Source organism: Methyloversatilis discipulorum (assembly GCF_018780585.1).
In the GTDB taxonomy this organism is placed as follows: Bacteria; Pseudomonadota; Gammaproteobacteria; order Burkholderiales; family Rhodocyclaceae; genus Methyloversatilis; species Methyloversatilis discipulorum_B.
Genome location: NZ_JADMJL010000056.1, coordinates 1 through 1,191, shown reverse-complemented (window position 1 = coordinate 1,191; position 1,191 = coordinate 1). Strand labels below are relative to the sequence as shown.

Genomic DNA, 1,191 nt, shown 5'->3' with positions numbered 1-1,191 from the left:
ATGGCCAAGGAAAAGTTCGAACGTAACAAGCCGCACTGCAACATCGGCACGATTGGTCACGTTGACCACGGCAAGACGACGCTGACGGCGGCGATCACGATGGTTCTGGCCAAGGCCAGCGGCGGCAAGGCGATGAACTACGCCGACATCGACGCGGCGCCGGAAGAGAAGGCGCGCGGCATCACGATCAACACGGCGCACGTGGAATATGAGACGGCCAACCGTCACTACGCCCACGTCGACTGCCCGGGCCACGCCGACTATGTGAAGAACATGATCACGGGCGCGGCGCAGATGGACGGCGCCATCCTGGTGGTTTCGGCCGCGGACGGCCCGATGCCGCAGACGCGCGAGCACATCCTGCTGGCCCGTCAGGTCGGCGTGCCGGCGCTGGTGGTCTATCTGAACAAGGTGGACCTGGTGGACGACGCCGAGCTGCTGGAGCTGGTGGAGATGGAAGTGCGCGAGCTGCTGAGCTCGTACCAGTTCCCGGGCGACGACATTCCGATCACGGCGGGCTCGGCCAAGGCCGCGACCGACGGGGTGAACCCGGAGATCGGCGAGCAGTCGGTGATGAAGCTGATGCAGACGGTGGACGACTACATCCCGCAGCCGGCGCGTCCGCTGGACCTGCCGTTCCTGATGCCGGTGGAAGACGTGTTCTCGATCTCGGGCCGCGGCACCGTGGTGACGGGGCGGGTCGAGCGCGGCATCGTCAAGGTCGGCGAGGAAGTCGAGATCGTGGGCATCCGTCCGGTGCAGAAGACGACCTGCACGGGCGTCGAGATGTTCCGCAAGCTGCTGGACCAGGGCCAGGCGGGCGACAACGTCGGCGTGCTGCTGCGCGGCACCAAGCGTGAGGACGTCGAGCGCGGTCAGGTTCTGTGCAAGCCGGGTTCGATCACCCCGCACACCAAATTCCTGGCCGAGGCCTATATCCTGACCAAGGAAGAGGGCGGCCGTCACACCCCGTTCTTCACCAACTACCGCCCGCAGTTCTACTTCCGCACCACGGACGTGACCGGCATCGTGCACCTTAAGGAGGGTGTCGAGATGATCATGCCCGGCGACAACGCCGAGCTGAACGTCGAGCTGATCACCCCGATCGCCATGGAAGAGAAGCTGCGCTTCGCCATCCGCGAAGGCGGCCGCACCGTCGGCGCCGGCGTGGTGAGCAAGATCAACGAGTAA

General features: G+C 65.3%; 1 protein-coding gene. It reads left to right on the top strand.

Features of this window, described 5'->3' with window-relative positions; genetic code table 11:
• Positions 1-1,191: an elongation factor Tu gene (gene tuf, locus IV112_RS19490; RefSeq protein ID WP_304006465.1), complete on the top strand. Its 1,191-nt coding sequence runs from the start codon at positions 1-3 to the stop codon at positions 1,189-1,191.